At 69.9% G+C, this 14,703-nt stretch carries 13 protein-coding genes; 6 read left to right on the top strand and 7 right to left on the bottom strand.

Going from position 1 to position 14,703, the window contains the following annotated elements; translation table 11 throughout:
- Window positions 1-26 precede the first annotated feature (26 nt).
- The 3 genes from TR48_RS14060 to TR48_RS14050 all read right to left on the bottom strand — a co-directional run bounded on the left by TR48_RS14060 (window position 27) and on the right by TR48_RS14050 (window position 3,387).
- Window positions 27-1,382 (bottom strand): MFS transporter, encoded by a 1,356-nt coding sequence (locus TR48_RS14060; RefSeq protein ID WP_063770983.1) that lies wholly within the window; start codon window positions 1,380-1,382, stop codon window positions 27-29.
- A 182-nt stretch (window positions 1,383-1,564) separates the two neighbouring features.
- The gene (locus tag TR48_RS14055) at window positions 1,565-2,647 is read right to left on the bottom strand and encodes an inositol-3-phosphate synthase (protein ID WP_042366706.1); all 1,083 of its coding nucleotides are present in this window, start codon (window positions 2,645-2,647) and stop codon (window positions 1,565-1,567) included.
- Between the two features lie 131 nt (window positions 2,648-2,778).
- Window positions 2,779-3,387, bottom strand: coding sequence for a PadR family transcriptional regulator (locus tag TR48_RS14050; protein ID WP_042366703.1), 609 nt, complete (start codon window positions 3,385-3,387; stop codon window positions 2,779-2,781).
- A gap of 499 nt (window positions 3,388-3,886) precedes the next feature.
- Here TR48_RS14050 and TR48_RS14045 point away from each other — a divergent pair, with 499 nt between their 5' ends.
- Both TR48_RS14045 and TR48_RS14040 read left to right on the top strand, forming a co-directional pair.
- Window positions 3,887-6,517, top strand: a complete 2,631-nt coding sequence (locus TR48_RS14045; RefSeq protein ID WP_052442663.1) for a transglycosylase domain-containing protein — start codon at window positions 3,887-3,889, stop codon at window positions 6,515-6,517.
- A gap of 140 nt (window positions 6,518-6,657) precedes the next feature.
- Window positions 6,658-8,283, top strand: coding sequence for a glycosyltransferase family 87 protein (locus tag TR48_RS14040; RefSeq protein WP_052442662.1), 1,626 nt, complete (start codon window positions 6,658-6,660; stop codon window positions 8,281-8,283).
- A gap of 75 nt (window positions 8,284-8,358) precedes the next feature.
- Here TR48_RS14040 and TR48_RS14035 read toward each other — a convergent pair whose 3' ends face one another.
- The 3 genes from TR48_RS14035 to TR48_RS14025 form a co-directional block, all read right to left on the bottom strand.
- A complete protein-coding gene (locus TR48_RS14035) occupies window positions 8,359-9,393 on the bottom strand; it encodes an alanine racemase (protein ID WP_042366702.1) in 1,035 nt (344 codons plus the stop codon).
- Between the two features lie 77 nt (window positions 9,394-9,470).
- Window positions 9,471-10,589 (bottom strand): lipid II:glycine glycyltransferase FemX, encoded by a 1,119-nt coding sequence (locus TR48_RS14030; RefSeq protein ID WP_042366700.1) that lies wholly within the window; start codon window positions 10,587-10,589, stop codon window positions 9,471-9,473.
- A gap of 141 nt (window positions 10,590-10,730) precedes the next feature.
- Window positions 10,731-11,060, bottom strand: coding sequence for a hypothetical protein (locus TR48_RS14025; protein WP_042366698.1), 330 nt, complete (start codon window positions 11,058-11,060; stop codon window positions 10,731-10,733).
- A 266-nt stretch (window positions 11,061-11,326) separates the two neighbouring features.
- Between TR48_RS14025 and rpsF the strand changes: the two genes are divergently transcribed.
- The 4 genes from rpsF to rplI all read left to right on the top strand — a co-directional run bounded on the left by rpsF (window position 11,327) and on the right by rplI (window position 13,112).
- Complete coding sequence (gene rpsF / locus TR48_RS14020; RefSeq protein WP_042366696.1) at window positions 11,327-11,617, top strand: 30S ribosomal protein S6; 291 nt, start codon at window positions 11,327-11,329, stop codon at window positions 11,615-11,617.
- A gap of 130 nt (window positions 11,618-11,747) precedes the next feature.
- A complete protein-coding gene (locus TR48_RS14015; protein ID WP_042366694.1) occupies window positions 11,748-12,326 on the top strand; it encodes a single-stranded DNA-binding protein in 579 nt (192 codons plus the stop codon).
- A gap of 83 nt (window positions 12,327-12,409) precedes the next feature.
- A complete protein-coding gene (gene rpsR, locus TR48_RS14010; protein ID WP_030254746.1) occupies window positions 12,410-12,646 on the top strand; it encodes a 30S ribosomal protein S18 in 237 nt (78 codons plus the stop codon).
- Between the two features lie 19 nt (window positions 12,647-12,665).
- Window positions 12,666-13,112: a 50S ribosomal protein L9 gene (gene rplI / locus TR48_RS14005; protein ID WP_042366690.1), complete on the top strand. Its 447-nt coding sequence runs from the start codon at window positions 12,666-12,668 to the stop codon at window positions 13,110-13,112.
- 108 nt (window positions 13,113-13,220) lie between these two features.
- Here the strand turns inward: rplI and TR48_RS14000 are convergent, their stop codons facing one another.
- Entirely contained in the window at window positions 13,221-14,555 is a 1,335-nt protein-coding gene (locus TR48_RS14000) for an MATE family efflux transporter (protein WP_042366688.1), read from the bottom strand.
- Window positions 14,556-14,703: the final 148 nt, after the last annotated feature.

Here is a 14,703-nt window from a genome sequence, read left to right as displayed (position 1 = left end):
CTCCGACAGTGGTGGGACGCGAAGCGTCACGCATAGGGGTGGTGGTCGGGTGGCGGGTGGGAGGGCTGCGCGCAACCAGTAGCGTTCGGGCTCGTCCGCCAAGGGCGGGTCGCGCCGTAGACGAGGGCGGTGGCGGCGTAGAGGGCCGCCGCCGTCAGCACCACCGGGACGGAGCGGCCGCTGAGCGGCAGTACCAGCGCGCACACTCCGGCGGCGGCGACCAGCGCGCTGTTGAAGAGGACGTCGTACAGGGCGAAGACGCGCCCCCGGTAGGCGTCCTCGACGCCGCTCTGGACGAGGGTGTCGGTGCTGATCTTGGCGCCCTGGGTGAGCAGGCCGAGCGCGTAGGCGGCGACCATCGTCGGCCAGGGCGTGAAGAAGAAGCCGAGGGCGGCCGTCACGACGGCGCCGAGCGCGGAGCAGATGGTCAGCCAGCCGGGAACGGTGAACCGGCGTCCGGCCACGGGGGTGAGCGCGGCGGCGCTGAAGTAGCCGGCGGCCGAGGCGCCGAGGGCGGTGCCGAGCCAGCGCAGCCCGGCGGACTGGTCGCTGGGGGCGGCGAAGGTGTTGCGGCAGAGCATCAGCAGCACCACCAGCAGCAGGCCGTAGCAGAACCGGAGCACCGTGACCGCGCCGAGCGCGCGGGCGGCCGGGCGGCAGTCGTGGACGAGGTGCCGGAACCCGTCGAGCAGGCCGCGCGCCGTCTCGGCGACAGCACTGCGGACGGTCGCCTCGGCGGCTGCCTCGCGCTGCTTGCGGTCCGGGCCGAGGGAGTCCCTGCCGAGTGTGGTGGCGACGAGCGCCGAGGCCGCGTACCCGAGCCCGGCCAGGGCGACGAGCAGCGCGTTGCTGGCCGCCCCGGCGGGCAGTGCGAGCCGGACCACGAACGCGGCCCCGCCGCCGACCGTGGCAGCCAGGGTTCCGGCCGTCGGTGCGAGGGAGTTCGCGGCGATGAGCAGCTCGTCGGCGACGACGTGCGGCAGTGCGGCGGAGAGGCCGGCCAGCACGAAGCGGTTGATGCCGGTGACCATCAGGGCGGCGGTGAAGAAGACCCAGGTGGGCGCGTGGGCGGCCACCAGGGCCGCGGTGCCCAGGCAGAGCAGCAGGCGCAGCATGTTGCCCTTCACCAGGACCTGACGCCTGCGCCAGCGGTCCAGGAACACCCCGGCGAACGGGCCGATCAGGCAGAAGGGGAGCAGCAGCACCGCGAAGGCGGAGGCGATGGCGGCGGGGCTGGGCTGGCGCTCGGGTGAGAAGACGACGTAGGCGGCGAGCGCGGCCTGGAAGCCGCCGTCGGCCAGCTGCGAGAGCAGCCGGGTGGCCAGCAGCCGCCGGAAGCCGTTCAGCCGCAGCAGCGCACGCGGGAAGGGGGTCGTCGCCACCGGCCTAGCGTGGCACGCGGGGCGGGTGGTTGCACGCAGACTCCGGCAAGATCGACAAGTGTCACACGTGAAGCACTCGGCGATCTTGCTCGACCGCCGGGCCGGGAACGCCGAATGCCCCCGTCCGCCGGATGGCAGCCAGGGGCCCTTCGGGTGTCCGAGACGGTCCGCGCGTCAGCGCGTCAGCGCTCGACCTCGCCGCGGATGAACTTCTCGACGTTCTCCTTGGCCTCGTCGTCGAAGTACTGCACCGGCGGGGACTTCATGAAGTACGAGGACGCCGACAGGATCGGGCCGCCGATGCCGCGGTCCTTGGCGATCTTCGCCGCGCGCACCGCGTCGATGATGACGCCGGCCGAGTTCGGGGAGTCCCAGACCTCGAGCTTGTACTCCAGGTTCAGCGGAACGTCACCGAAGGCGCGGCCCTCGAGGCGGACGTACGCCCACTTGCGGTCGTCGAGCCACGCGACGTAGTCGGACGGGCCGATGTGGACGTTCTTGGCGCCCAGCTCGCGGTCGCGGATCTGGGAGGTGACGGCCTGCGTCTTGGAGATCTTCTTGGACTCCAGGCGCTCGCGCTCGAGCATGTTCTTGAAGTCCATGTTGCCGCCGACGTTCAGCTGCATGGTGCGCTCGAGGATGACACCGCGGTCCTCGAACAGCTTCGCCATCACGCGGTGCGTGATGGTCGCGCCCACCTGGGACTTGATGTCGTCACCGACGATCGGCACGCCGGCCTCGGTGAACTTGTCCGCCCACTCCTTGGTGCCGGCGATGAAGACCGGGAGGGCGTTGACGAAGGCGACCTTGGCGTCGATGGCGCACTGCGCGTAGAACTTCGCAGCGGCCTCGGAGCCGACGGGCAGGTAGCAGACCAGGACGTCGACCTGGCGGTCCTTGAGGATCTGGACCACGTCGACCGGCTCCTCGGCGGACTCCTGGATGGTCTCCAGGTAGTACTTGCCGAGGCCGTCGAGGGTGTGGCCGCGCTGGACCTGGACGCCCTTGGTCGGCACGTCGCAGATCTTGATGGTGTTGTTCTCGGAGGCGCCGATCGCGTCCGCCAGGTCGAGGCCGACCTTCTTGGCGTCCACGTCGAACGCGGCCACGAACTCCACGTCACGGACGTGGTAGTCACCGAACTGCACGTGCATGAGGCCCGGCACGCGGCTGTTCGGGTCGGCGTCCTTGTAGTACTCGACACCCTGCACCAGGGAAGCGGCGCAGTTGCCGACTCCCACGATGGCTACGCGAACCGAACTCATTCCGGTTGCTCCTTGTTGCTCGTGAGACTCGCGATGCGGCGCGAGTCTCTGCCTTCGTCAATGCGGTACGTCATAGGTCATGCGGTAGGTCGCTGCCGATCACCGGCGCTCCCCCGGCCGCCCGCATGCTGCTACTGCTGCTCGCCGCCGCCCGGGGGGGAGGTGGCGTGTCCGCGGCCGCCGCGGTTCGCGCGCTCGGTCTCGATCAGCTCGTTGAGCCAGCGGACCTCGCGCTCGACCGACTCCAGGCCGTGACGCTGCAGTTCGAGGGTGTAGGCGTCCAAGCGCTCGCGGGTGCGGGCGAGTGAGGCCCGCATCCTCTCCAGGCGCTCCTCCAGCCGGTTCCGGCGACCCTCCAGCACGCGCATGCGCACGGCTTTGTCGGTCTGGCCGAAGAAGGCGAAGTGCACGCCGAAGTGCTCGTCCTCCCAGGCGTCGGGACCGGAGTCGGCGAGCAGCTCCTCGAAGCGCTGCTTGCCCTCGCCGGTCAGCCGGTAGACGATCTTCGATCGCTTGCCGTTCAGGGCGGTTGCGGGGATGTACTCGGCGTCGGGGTTGTCCTCGACCAGGTAGCCCTGAGCGACGAGGCTCTTGAGGCAGGGGTAGAGCGTGCCGTAGGAGAAGGCACGGAACGAGCCGAGCAGCACGTTGAGCCGCTTGCGCAGCTCGTAACCGTGCATGGGCGAGTCGTGCAGCAGGCCGAGGACGGCGAACTCCAGGATGCCCGAGCGCCTGCTCATGATCTGGCTTCGCCTCCTTCGTCCTGTGTGCCGCGTCGAACCGGTCCCGCTGTCGTCACCACGAGTATGCCACCGCGATGTATCGAACCGATACATCGAGACGATATGACGCCGCTGCGGCGGCGGGCAAGAGGGGGTCGACAGGGCGGGTGGTGGCGGGCCTCACAGTTGTCGGTTCCGTATAAGGAGAGCCGGTGGCGCGCCCCGGACGTGACGGTTGTGTGGTCCCCGAACGGGAGTTTGGCTGACCTTTCATAAGGATCTGTTGTCGATATGTCCCAAATGAGAGTTGACGCCCGATTAAGGCCCTTCCCAGCCTGCGTAATCTGTCGCCTATGCAGAAAGCCGTCAGGAAAAACGGGAACCACGGATGCCCCAGTGGCGTCCCCGTCCCTGGCGGACTCTGGCCTCTTCGGCCCGCGTCGCCATGGGGGATCAGGATGACCGCCTTCAGGCAGCCGCAGCGCAGCCTTCAGTCCGAGGAACAGCTGGAAGCAGCATGAGCGAACACCGGCGTAGAACGCCGCAGTCGCAGCAGCCGCAGAACGGCGGCCGCCGCCCCGCGGGCCCGAGTTCGTCGGGTCACGGCCCGAGCGGCGGCGCCCGCCCGGGCGACGGCATGCCGCCGCGCCGCACCGCCCGGCCTCAGCCGGGCGGCGTCCCCGCCTCCCACGGCATGGGGCCGGCCGGCGGCGGCGCCGCGGGCCAGCCGCGGATGACCCGCGCCGAGATGCGCCGGGCCGCCCAGAGCAAGGGGGGCGGCGGAGGCAAGCAGCCTCCGACGGGGCCGAGGCCGAGGCGCTTCATCGACTACCCGCGCTGGGGCAAGAGCGGCGTCCGTCGCTGGCTGCCCTCGTGGAAGCTGGTCACCAGCTGCTTCCTCTTCATCTTCGGCGCCATGACGGCGCTGGTCGGCTACGCGTACGCGCACGTGGGCATCCCGAACGCGAACGCGGACAGCCTGAAGCAGGGCAACATCTTCTACTGGGACGACGGCAAGACCGTCATGGCCCGCACCGGCTTCAACCGGCAGAACGTCCAGCTCGCGGACGTCCCGGTCCCGGTCCAGCACGACTTCATGGCGGCCGAGGACGAGACGTTCCAGACGAACAGCGGCGTCGACCCCATGTCGATCCTCCGTGCCGTCAAGAACATGGCGACCGGCGGCAGCGTGCAGTCGGGCTCGACGATCACCCAGCAGTTCGTCAAGAACGTCTACCTGAACAGCGCCCAGACCGCCACGCGCAAGCTCAGCGAGATCCTGATCTCGATAAAGATCGCCAACGGCGGCATGACGAAGGCCCAGGTCCTCGACGGCTACCTCAACACCAACTACTACGGCCGCGGCGCCTACGGCATCGAGGCGGCGGCCGAGGCGTACTACGGCGTGCACGCCTCACAGCTGACGCTCAGTGAGGGCGCCTTCATCGCGGCCACGGTGAACGAGCCCAGCACCATGCAGAACGTGGACACCGACGCGGCCGCCAAGCAACGGGCCATCGGCCGCTGGCAGTACGTGCTGAACCGCATGGTCGTCAACAAGTGGATGACGCAGGCGGACCACGACGCGGCCTTCGCCACCGGCTTCCCGACACCCAAGCAGTGGACTCCGAACCAGGCGCTCAAGGGCCAGGTCGGCTACCTGGTCGACCTGGCGCAGAACTACGCGGAGCAGCACTCGGGCGGCAACCTGAACGACGCCAAGCTGGCGCAGGGCGGCTACAGCATCGTCACGACCTTCAACCAGAAGAAGGTCAACGAGCTGAGCTCCGCCGTCGCCAAGATGGAGTCGAAGAACATCGACCCGAAGAAGCACAAGGCCGACAGCAACGTCCAGGTCGGTGCGGCTTCGGTGGACCCGAGCACGGGCGCCATCGTGGCCATCTACGGTGGCGCGGGCACCGACAAGGGCCACTACACCGACAACGCCAACACTCTGGGTGTTCCGGTCGGTTCGACCTTCAAGCCGATCGACCTGGCAGCCGCGCTCACCAACGGCGCGGTCACCTCGCCGGGATCCTCGGTCCGCACGCCGATCACGCCGGACAGCAAGTACAACGCGGACGACTGCCTCAAGATCCACGACCAGCAGGGCAACTTCCTGCAGGACAACTCCGGCAACTCCGCCTGCCCGGAGCCGGACGGTCTGCTCCACCAGGCGAACGACTCCACCACCATGTACGGCTACCGGTCGCTGCGCTTCGCGATGGAGAACTCCATCAACACGCCGTACGTGCAGCTCGGTGAGGACGTCGGCTACGACAACGTCGAGAACATGGCGCTGAACCTGGGGCTGGAGCGCTCGTCGCTGCAGAAGGACACGGCCGGCTTCTACATCGGCACCTCGACGCCCAGTGCGATCCGGATGGCCAACGTCTACGCGACCTTCGCCGCCCAGGGCAACTACCACGACCCGTACTCGGTCTCCAAGGTCACCTTCGACGGCATTGCGCAGCCCTGGTCCCTCAAGCCCCAGACGAAGCTCGCGCTGCAGCCGAACATCGCCAACACGGTGACCAACGTGCTCCAGAGCGTCGTCCAGAACGGTACGGGCACCAACGCCCAGGACCTGCAGCGTCCCGCGGCCGGCAAGACCGGTACCACCGACGACTACAAGTCGGCCTGGTTCATCGGCTTCACGCCGCAGCTGTCCACCTCGGTGGTCATGTTCAAGGAGGACCCGAACAACCAGGGCCTGCAGACCATGGCCGGCGTCGGTGGCTTCCCGAAGGTCTTCGGCGCCGTGATGCCGACGCAGGTCTGGGTCGACTACATGACGGCCGCCCTGCAGGGTCAGTCGGTCGCGAACTTCCCGGTGCCCACGCCGCTGCCCAAGGGCGGCAACGAGTCCGGCGCGCCGACCGCGGCGCCCAGCGCTTCGGCGAGCGCCTCCGCCTCGGCGAGCGCGAGCTCCAGCCCGTCGGCTTCGACGTCGCCCTCGCCGAGTGCGAGCCAGTCCAGCCCGAGCGGCGCTGCGGGTGGTCCGACCTGTGGTGATCCGCTCGGCCTGATGGGGCCCTGCCCGTCGGCGTCCAGCACGAAGAAGCGCGGTGGGGGTGCCGCCGGCGGACCCGGGGGTGGTCCTACGGACACCACGCCCCCGGCGGCAGGGGTCAACGGCGGCCAGTAGCTGGCCTCCCGCGCAGCCCAGTGAAGTAGTGCCACGCGGCCCCGACCCGGATTGGGTGGGGGCCGCGTGGCGTCGTCGGTGCCGCGGTGCATCGCGTTGTCCACAACGCCTGGAAAGGATCGTGCGGCAGGATGAGCGGTATGACGTCGAGTGACCAGCAGGCTGGCGACGCCGGTCGGGGAGACGAGCCGGCGCCGCGCCCCTGGGCGGACCCGGAGGAGGCCGACGTGGACGGCGCGCACGACGCTTTCCCGCCCGCGCCGGGCCCGGCGCTGCCCGTGCCACCCCCGGAGGACACCGTCGTCGTGCCCGCGGACGAGGACCCGGTCTCCGCGGCCGCCAGCGAGCTGATCGGGGGCGCTCCCGGCCGGCACGCGCTGCTCGGCGTCAGCTGGTGGACAGCGGCCCGGGTGCTCGCGGTGATCACCGTGGTGGTCTGGGCGCTCGGGATGGTGCAGAAGGTGCCCTGCTACGACAGCGGCTGGTTCTACGGGGCCTCGGCGCAGTACGACCACGCCTGCTACAGCGACATCCCGCACCTGTTCACGCTGCGCGGCTTCAACCTGCCCGGCAACATTCCCTACGTCGACAAGATCCCCGGCTCCACCGACCCCACCATGCAGTACCTGGAGTACCCGGTGCTCACCGGGCTCTTCGTGTGGGGCGCGGCGCAGCTGACGCCGACCGGCGGCGGGGACGTCTACCGGGAGCAGATCTTCTACCTGGTCAACGCCGGGATGCTGCTGATCTGCGCGGTCGTGGCCGTGGTCGCGGTGTCGCGCACGCATCGCCGTCGGCCGTGGGACGCGCTGCTGTTCGCGCTGGCCCCGGTGTTGGCGCTGGACGGGACGATCAACTGGGACATGCTGGCGGTCGCGCTTGCCGCCGTGGGCATGGCCCTGTGGGCGCGGCGCTACCCCGTCTGGGCGGGCGTGCTGATCGGTCTCGCGACGGCGGCCAAGCTCTACCCCGTCTTCCTGCTGGGCCCGCTGCTGGTGCTGTGCCTGCGGGCGGGCCGGATGCGCGAGTTCGGCCAGGCCTTCGCCGGGGCGGCGGTCGCCTGGCTGCTGGTCGACATCCCGTTCATGATCGCCAACTTCTCCGGCTGGGCGACGTTCTACACGTTCAGCGAGTCGCGCGGGGTGGACTTCGGTTCGTTCTGGTTGATCCTGACCCAGAACGGCTGGCTGAACGCCTCGACCAACACCATCAACACGATCATCGCGATCCTCCTGGTGCTGTGCTTCCTCGGGATCGGCTGGCTGGCGCTGGCGGCGCACCGCAGGCCGCGCTTCGCGCAGCTGGCCTTCCTGGTGGTCGCGGCGTTCACGCTGACCAACAAGGTCTACTCGCCGCAGTACGTGCTGTGGCTGCTGCCGCTGGCGGTGCTGGCGCGGCCGCGCTGGCGCGACTTCCTGATCTGGCAGGCGTGCGAGGTGCTGTACTTCCTCGGAGTCTGGTACTACCTGGCCTACAGCGCGTCCCCCAACCAGCGGGGCCTGCCGCCGGACTGGTACCACGCCGCGATCGCGGTGCACATCCTGGGGACGCTCTACCTGGTCGTGGTGATCGTCCGCGACATCCTCGCTCCCGCAGCCGACCCCGTCCGCGCGGACGGCAGCGACGACCCCTCCGGAGGCGTCCTGGACGGCGCGGCGGACGTCTTCACCCTCTCCGGCGTCCGCGTGCAGGCGGCCCCGACCGACGCCACCCGCCCCAGCGGCACCACCAGCTACGCCGTCGGCAGCGCCCACCTGGACGGCTGAGGAGTACGGCTGAGGACGTGAACAACGGCTGAGGGGGCGACGCGTGACGCGTCGCCCCCTCAGCCGTTCGCCTGTTCAGTGCCGGTCGACGATGCGGTCGAAGAGCGTGGTGGTGTGCCGCAGGGTGGCGCGGAGCTCCTCGCCGACGGTGGGCGGGGCGACCTCGCCCGGGACCCACAGCAGGGAGACCTGCATGTGCGGGGGCTCGGCGAAGCCGAGCTTGGCGCCGCTCCAGCTGAACGGGCTGGTGTTGCGGCCGAGGGTGGCCAGGCCCGCGCGGGCGAGGTTCTTGGCGCGGGGCGTCAGGCCCGACATGTTCTTCGGGGCCTCCAGGCCGACGCCGTGGGCCGTGCCGCCGGCCACGACGAGCAGGTGCCCGTCGCCGGAGACGCGGTGCTGGCGGTAGCCGAAGCGGTCGCCCTTGGCCATGCGGTGCACGTCCATGACGGTGCCGCGGCACTCGATCGCCTCGTGGTCGCCGAGCCACAGCTGGGTGCCGATGCGGGCGCGGAAGCGCACGTCGGGGTACCAGCCCTGCAACTGCTCCATCTCCGAGGCGGAGAGGTGGCTGACGAACATGGTGCGCACCGGCAGGCCGGCGGTGCGCAGCTGGTCGACCCAGCGGGCGGTCTCGCCGAGCGGGTCGACGCCGTCGGGGCGGTCCATGGGCAGGTGGACGGCGAAGCCCTCCAGCCGCACGTCCTCGACGGCCATGCGCAGCTTCGGCAGGTCCTCGGGGGTGACCCCGTGCCGGCGCATGCCGGTCATGCACTCCACGACCACCCGGCCGCCCACCAGGGCGCGCACGCCGTCGACGGAGCCGACCGTGCGGATCACCCGGTGCGGCAGCGGGACCGGGTCCTCGCCGATGCGGTAAGGGGTGAGCACGATCAGGTCGCGGCCGAAGAAGTCCTTGAGCTCGGCGGCCTCGTAGGCGGTGCCCACGGCCAGCATGTCGGCGCCGAGGCGGGTGGCCTCCTCGGCGAGCCGCGTGTTGCGGAAGCCGTAGCCGTTGCCCTTGGCGACCGGCACCAGGCCGGGGAAGGCCCCCAGCACCTTGCGCTGGTGGTCACGCCAGCGAGGGGTGTCCACGTACATACTGAGCGCCATGGGAGGCCTTCCGCGTTCCGGTGTCGGTCGTTGAAGCGTACGCGGACGGGCCGCCCGCCACGTACACGGACGTGAGTTCAGCGACGCTGCATGTACATGTCGAGGGCCTTGTGCAGCAGCTTGTTGAGCGGGAAGTCCCATTCGCCCAGGTACTCGGCCGCCTGGCCGCCGGTGCCCACCTTGAACCGGATCAGGCCGAAGAGGTGGTCGGTCTCGTCCAGGGTGTCGCTGATGCCGCGCAGGTCGTAGACCGTCGCGCCGAGCGCGTAGGCGTCACGCATCATCCGCCACTGGATGGCGTTGTTCGGCTGGACCTCGCGCTTGTGCACGGTGGAGGCGCCGTAGGAGTACCAGACGTGCTGGCCCACGGTGATCATGGTGGTGCCCGCCAGCGGGTCCCCCTCGTGGTACGCCAGGTACAGGCGCATCCGGTTGGGGTCCTCGGCGGTCAGCGCGCGCCACTGGCGCTGGAAGTACGACAGCGGGCGCGGGATGAACTTGTCGCGCTCCGCCGTCTCCAGGTAGAGCTGGTGGAAGACGGGCAGGTCGTCGTAGCCGCCCTGGACGATCTCGACGCCCGACTTCTCGGCCTTCTTGATGTTACGGCGCCACAGCTGGTTGAAGCCCTTGAGGATGTCGTCGAGGGAGCGGTTGGCCAGCGGCACCTGGAAGACGTAGCGCGGCTGAACGTCGCCGAAGCCGGCGCCCCCGTCCTCGCCCTGCTGCCAGCCCATCCGGCGCAGCCGGTCCGCGGTGTCGATCGCGCGCGGCTCGTACCAGTCCGCCTCGATGTCGCGCAGGCGCTTGGCCTCGCCGCCGGCGATGGCGTTCTTGATGGTCTCCGCCTGCCAGCGACGGATGATCACCGGCGGGCCCATCTTCACCGTGAAGGCGCCCTGGCCCTTCAGGTGGTCCAGCATCGGGCGCAGCCAGCCCTCGAGATTCGGGTCGAACCAGTCGATGACCGGGCCTTCGGGGAGGTAGGCCAGGTACCGCTTGACCTTGGGCAGTTGCCGGTAGAGCACCAGGCCGGCGCCCACGATCTGGTCGCGCTCGTCGAACCAGCCGATCGACTCGTTGCGCCACTCGGCCTTGACGTCCGCCCAGGAGGGCACCTGCATGTGGCTCGCGGACGGCAGGCTCCGGATGAAGGCCAGGTGCTCCTCGCGGCTGATGGTCCTCAGGCGCAGGCTCATGTGGGGGTGCTCCTCGGGCGTGGATCGCGTCAAGTGCGCAGCCTACTGCCCTGGCGGAGCACCCCATAGAGGTGACGTGCCGCGCGGGGACCTCCCGCGCGGCCGGTCGGATCGGGGGGCCGGGTCAGCCCGCCGACCGGGTCAGATCAGCCCGCCGTGGGCGAGACCGATGCCGAGGCCGACCGCGGCCATACCGCCGGTCACCACGATGACGAAGCGTTCGGCCGTCGTTGCGGACCTGTACTGCGCGAAGGCAGCGGTGATCACCCCGGCCAGGCCAGTCCAGGAGGCCAGGATGTGCAGGCTGTGGAAGGCGCAGGTGGCGATCGCGATGATGCCGAGGACCGCGGTGACGGCGGTGAGCGTGTTCTCCAGGGGGTGCGGTTTGCCGTCGGTGTTGAACAGGGCCGCCAGCGGATTGCGGCGGGGGGCCTGGCCGGCAGCACGGACCGGCGGGGCTGACTGAGCCATGGGACCGCCTCCTTAGGGAGGTCAAGCGATGACGCACCGTAGTGCGCCTCGTACCCGATGTGTACAGATTGCGGCGGTACGAGGGTGGATTTCAAGCCCCCGATCGGGTGCCTGTAGGCTGGACCGTCTGCAGCGGTGTGCTCCCGTCCGGCATCGTCGTCTCCGACGTTGTCAGTGGCGGTCGCTACCGTTGCCGACGTGTATTGAAGACCCTCCTGCCACGGAGAGACCGTGGCCGCCTGAGTCCAGAGGAGGTGGGTTCCGCAATGCGTCACTACGAGGTCATGGTGATCCTCGACCCGTCCGTCGAGGAGCGCGCTGTCGCCCCGCTGATCGAGAACTTCGCCAATGTCGTCAAGACTGGCGGCGGTTCCGTCGAGAAGATCGACACCTGGGGTCGTCGTCGTCTGGCGTACGAGATCAAGAAGCAGTCCGAGGGCATCTACTCCGTGCTCGACATCAAGGCTGAGCCTGCTGTCGTCAAGGAGCTGGACCGTCAGCTCAACCTGAGCGAGCAGGTGCTGCGCACCAAGGTCCTGCGCCCGGACACCCACTGAGCACTGCCGCTCCCGCTCGGCGACCCGCCGGGCAGAGCATCCGAGCAACCCGCGGCTGACCGTGCTTCGGCGCGTCAGCGGCACCCCGCAATCCAGCTCATCCCGCACGTCTTCTCCCGAGAGGTCGAACATGGCAGGCGAGACCGTCATCACCCTTGTCGGCAACCTTGTCGACGACCCTGAGCTGCGGTTCACCCCGTCGGGTGCGGCCGTCGCGAAGTTCCGCATCGCGTCGACCCCCCGCACCTTCGACCGTCAGACCAACGAGTGGAAGGACGGCGAGAGCCTCTTCCTCACGTGCAACGTCTGGCGGCAGCCCGCGGAGAACGTGGCCGAGTCGCTGCAGCGCGGCATGCGCGTCATCGTGCAGGGCCGCTTGCGTCAGCGCTCCTACGAGACCAAGGAAGGCGAGAAGCGGACCGTCTTCGAGGTCGAGGTCGACGAGGTCGGTCCGAGCCTGCGCTCGGCGACCGCCAAGGTCACCCGGGCCCAGCGCTCCGGTGGTCCCGGCGGCGGCTTCGGCGGCGGCCAGCAGGGCGGCGGTTACGGCGGCGGCCAGCAGGGCGGCGGCTGGGGCGGTGGCTCCCAGTCCGGTCCGTCCGAGGACCCGTGGGCGTCCAGCGCCCCGGCCGGTGGCGGCCAGCAGGGTGGCGGAGGCGGCTGGGGCGCCCCGGCCGGCGGTGGTTACTCGGACGAGCCCCCGTTCTAGACGGCGGCTCGGCGACCGCGCTCAGCGGTCTGACCGCGTCTGGCGGTCAACACAAGACTTGATCACGAACACTGGAGTACACGATGGCGAAGCCGCCCGTGCGCAAGCCTAAGAAGAAGGTTTGCGTCTTCTGCAAGGACAAGATCACCTACGTCGACTACAAGGACACGAACCTGCTTCGCAAGTTCATCTCCGACCGTGGGAAGATCCGCGCCCGCCGGGTCACCGGCAACTGCACCCAGCACCAGCGCGACGTGGCCACGGCTGTGAAGAACAGCCGCGAGGTCGCTCTGCTGCCCTACACCTCGACCGCTCGCTGAATAGGAGGGTGACCGAATCATGAAGATCATCCTCACTAACGAGGTCTCGGGTCTCGGCACCGCCGGTGACATCGTCGAGGTCAAGGACGGGTACGCCCGCAACTACCTGGTCCCGCGTGGCTTCGCCATCCGCTGGACCAAGGGCGGTCAGAAGGACGTGGACGCGATCCGTCGCGCCCGCAAGATCCACGAGATCCAGACCCTGGAGCAGGCCAACGAGGTCAAGGCCAAGCTGGAGGCGCTCAGCGTCAAGCTTGCCGTCCGTGCGGGCGACTCCGGTCGTCTGTTCGGCTCGGTGACCCCGGGCGACGTCGTCGAGGCCATCAAGGCCGTCGACGGCCCGCTGGTCGACAAGCGCCGCGTCGAGATCGGCTCCCCGATCAAGACCACCGGTGCCCACCAGGTCACCGTCAAGCTGCACCCCGAGGTTGCCGCTGCCCTCAGCGTCAACGTCGTCGCCGCCTGACGATCGCTCGACTGAGCTGAGAAGGGGCGCGGGATTCATCCCGCGCCCCTTTGCCATGCGGTGCCCCGGGTGGCTGTGTCATGCGGTGCCCCGGGGAGCGCAGCCGGGCTACGCCCGGACGGCTCCCGTCACCAGCCAGGCGCCGGTGCGGGCGCGCAGCGCCATCGAGACTCCGCGGACCACCATGGCGAAGCCGATCGCGGCCCAGAGCCCGGTCAGCCCCTGGCCGCCGAACCACAGCGCCACCGGTGCGTAGAGCAGCAGCGTCGCCAGCATCGCCCAGGCCAGGTAGGGTCCGTCGCCCGCGCCCATGAGGACGCCGTCCAGGACGAAGACCACCCCGCACACCGGCTGCATCGCCCCGGCGACCACGAGCACCGGCAGCAGCTGCCGCTGCACCGCGGGATCGCTGGTGAACAGGGGCAGGTACAGCGCGTGCCCGGCGATCAGCAGTGCCCCGAGGACCACGCCCGACCCGACGCCCCACTCGACCATCCGCCGCGTCGCGGCCCGCGCGCCCGCCGCGTCGCCCGCGCCCAGCGCTCGCCCGATCAGCGCCTGCCCGGCGATGGCGATGGCGTCGAGCGCGAACGCGAGGAAGCTCCACAGCGACATCGCGATCTGGTGCGCGGCGATGGAGGTGTTGCCCAGGCGGGCGGCTACGGCCGTCGCGATGAGCAGGATCGCGCGCAGGCTCAGCGTGCGGACCAGCAGCGGGACGCCGGCCGTCGCGCCGGCGCGGATGCCGGGCAGGTCCGGGCGCAGGACGCTCCACCAGCTCCCCTCGCCGGAGTGGTTGACGCGGATGCCTCTGACCACCACGGTGAGGTAGGCGGCGGCCATGCCCCACTGCGCGATGACGGTGCCGAGCGCGGAGCCGGAGATGCCGAGGCCGGCGCCGTAGACCAGGGCCAGGTTGAGCAGCAGGTTCGAGGAGAAGCCGGCGACGGCGACGACGAGGGGGGTGCGGGTGTCCTGCAGGCCGCGCAGGACGCCGGTGGCCGCGAGCACGATCAGCATCGCGGGAATGCCCGCACAGCTGATCCGCAGGTAGTCCACGGCATAGGGTGCGGCGGTGGACGAGGCCCCGAACAGGCGGACCACGGCGGGTGCGACGGGAACGGCGACCGCGACGACCACGACGGAGATCAGCAGCGCCAGCCAGATGCCGTCGACGCCCTGCTTGAGCGCGGCCTGCCGGTCGCCGGAGCCGATGCGCCGGGCGACGGCCGCGGTGGTGGCGTAGGCGAGGAAGACGAAGACGTTGACCAGCGTCGCCAGCAGCGCGGCGGAGACGCCGAGCCCGGCGAGCTGCGCGGTGCCCAGGTGGCCCACGATGGCGGAGTCCGCCATCAGGAACAGCGGCTCGGCGATGAGTGCGCCGAAGGCGGGGAGGGCGAGCGCGAGGATCTCGCGGTCGAGGGGGCGCTGGCGCAGTCTCATGGTCCTACGGTAGTCATCCACAGGTAATGGGCGCAACTGCTAGTTGGTCATTACGTATGGCTCGGTGTCGGAGTTGCTCGTGCACCGCTTGTCATGATCTTCAGCCGCATTGTGAACTTTTTCTCGCGATGCTGCGGAGACGGGTGTC

Source organism: Streptacidiphilus neutrinimicus, from assembly GCF_000787815.1.
Taxonomy (GTDB): domain Bacteria; phylum Actinomycetota; class Actinomycetes; order Streptomycetales; family Streptomycetaceae; genus Streptacidiphilus; species Streptacidiphilus neutrinimicus.
The sequence above is the reverse complement of the archived record's forward strand: the minus strand, read 5'-3'. Positions and strand labels throughout refer to the sequence as shown.

Coding starts and splice junctions, on each gene's coding strand:
- TR48_RS14055 (WP_042366706.1), bottom strand. CDS start 2,647: ATGAGTTCGGTTCGCGTAGCCATCGTGGGAGTCGGCAACTGCGCCGCT.
- TR48_RS14050 (WP_042366703.1), bottom strand. CDS start 3,387: ATGAGCAGGCGCTCGGGCATCCTGGAGTTCGCCGTCCTCGGCCTGCTG.
- TR48_RS14045 (WP_052442663.1), top strand. CDS start 3,887: ATGAGCGAACACCGGCGTAGAACGCCGCAGTCGCAGCAGCCGCAGAAC.
- TR48_RS14040 (WP_052442662.1), top strand. CDS start 6,658: ATGACGTCGAGTGACCAGCAGGCTGGCGACGCCGGTCGGGGAGACGAG.
- TR48_RS14035 (WP_042366702.1), bottom strand. CDS start 9,393: ATGGCGCTCAGTATGTACGTGGACACCCCTCGCTGGCGTGACCACCAG.
- TR48_RS14030 (WP_042366700.1), bottom strand. CDS start 10,589: ATGAGCCTGCGCCTGAGGACCATCAGCCGCGAGGAGCACCTGGCCTTC.
- TR48_RS14025 (WP_042366698.1), bottom strand. CDS start 11,060: ATGGCTCAGTCAGCCCCGCCGGTCCGTGCTGCCGGCCAGGCCCCCCGC.
- rpsF (WP_042366696.1), top strand. CDS start 11,327: ATGCGTCACTACGAGGTCATGGTGATCCTCGACCCGTCCGTCGAGGAG.
- TR48_RS14015 (WP_042366694.1), top strand. CDS start 11,748: ATGGCAGGCGAGACCGTCATCACCCTTGTCGGCAACCTTGTCGACGAC.
- rpsR (WP_030254746.1), top strand. CDS start 12,410: ATGGCGAAGCCGCCCGTGCGCAAGCCTAAGAAGAAGGTTTGCGTCTTC.
- rplI (WP_042366690.1), top strand. CDS start 12,666: ATGAAGATCATCCTCACTAACGAGGTCTCGGGTCTCGGCACCGCCGGT.
- TR48_RS14000 (WP_042366688.1), bottom strand. CDS start 14,555: ATGAGACTGCGCCAGCGCCCCCTCGACCGCGAGATCCTCGCGCTCGCC.